We start from the raw sequence: 1,182 nt of genomic DNA, 5'->3' as shown, positions 1-1,182 counted from the left end.
ATATCGTTGTCATCACGCATAGGCCAAGAATACGATTGAGCGGTGCAACGACTTCAAGCCTTCAAGTACGAATTGCTGCCCAACAGCCAGCAGGAACGGCAGATGCGCCGCTTTGCTGGCTCCTGCCGGTTCGTCTACAACAAAGCACTGGCGTTGCAGAAGGAGCGTCACGAGCAAGGTCAGAAAAAGCTAGGCTATGCGGGCCTGTGCCAGCTGCTCACCGCGTGGCGCCACAGCGCAGATACGGCGTGGCTGGGGGATGCGCCGGTGCATCCGCTGCAACAGGCGCTCCAGGATTTGGAGCGAGCCTACAGCCACTTCTTCGCCCAGCGCGCCGGCTTCCCGAAGTTCAAGAAAAAAGGCCGGTCCGACAGCTTCCGTTATCCCGAGCCCAAGCAAATCCAGCTGGACCAGGCCAACAGCCGCATCTGCCTGCCTAAGCTTGGTTGGGTGCGCTACCGCAATAGCCGAGAAGTGCTAGGCACAGTGAAGAACGTCACCGTATCCAAGCACGCTGGCAAGTGGTTCGTGTCGATCCAGACCGAGCGGGAGGTTAATTGGCCTATTCCGCAGGGGGGCGCAGTGGGCATGGACATGGGCATTGCCCGCTTGGCTACCCTCTCGGACGGCACGTTCTACGCGCCCCTCAACAGCTTCAAGCGGCACGAGGCGCGCTTGCGCAAGGCACAGCAAGCGCTCTCCCGCAAAGTCAAGTTCAGCAACAACTGGAAGAAGGCAAAAGCCCGCCTCCAGCGTATTCATTCTCAGATGGCCAACGCCCGCCGCGACTTCCTGCACAAGGTCTCGACCGCGATTTGCAAAAGCCACGCGATGGTGTGCATCGAGGACTTGCGGGTGCGGAATATGTCCAAGTTGGCGGCAGGGACGGCAGATGCTCCTGGGAAGAACGTCCGCGCCAAGTCGGGGCTGAATAAGTCCATCCTCGACCAGGGGTGGTACGAGTTCCGTCGCCAGCTGGAGTACAAGCTGGCCTGGAAAGGTGGCAGGCTCATTGTCGTGCCGCCGCAGAACCCGAGCCGCACCTGTCCATGTTGCGGCCATGTTTCATCAGACAACCGCCAGACCCAAGCCTGGTTCGAGTGCGTGGCGTGCGGCTATGAGAATAACGCCGATCGCGGCAGCGGGCCGGAGGCCTTTCGCGGCAGCGGGCCGGAGGCCTTT

At 60.9% G+C, this 1,182-nt stretch carries 1 protein-coding gene; it reads left to right on the top strand.

Features of this window, described 5'->3' with window-relative positions:
• Positions 1–42: 42 nt before the first annotated feature.
• A partial coding sequence (locus tag NW820_RS12510; RefSeq protein WP_414407659.1) for an RNA-guided endonuclease InsQ/TnpB family protein occupies positions 43–1,182 on the top strand: 1,140 nt, incomplete at its 3' end.

The organism is Synechococcus sp. R55.7 (genome assembly GCF_047461955.1).
In the GTDB taxonomy this organism is placed as follows: Bacteria; Cyanobacteriota; Cyanobacteriia; order Thermostichales; family Thermostichaceae; genus Thermostichus.
This window is presented reverse-complemented; position numbering and strand designations above follow the sequence as displayed.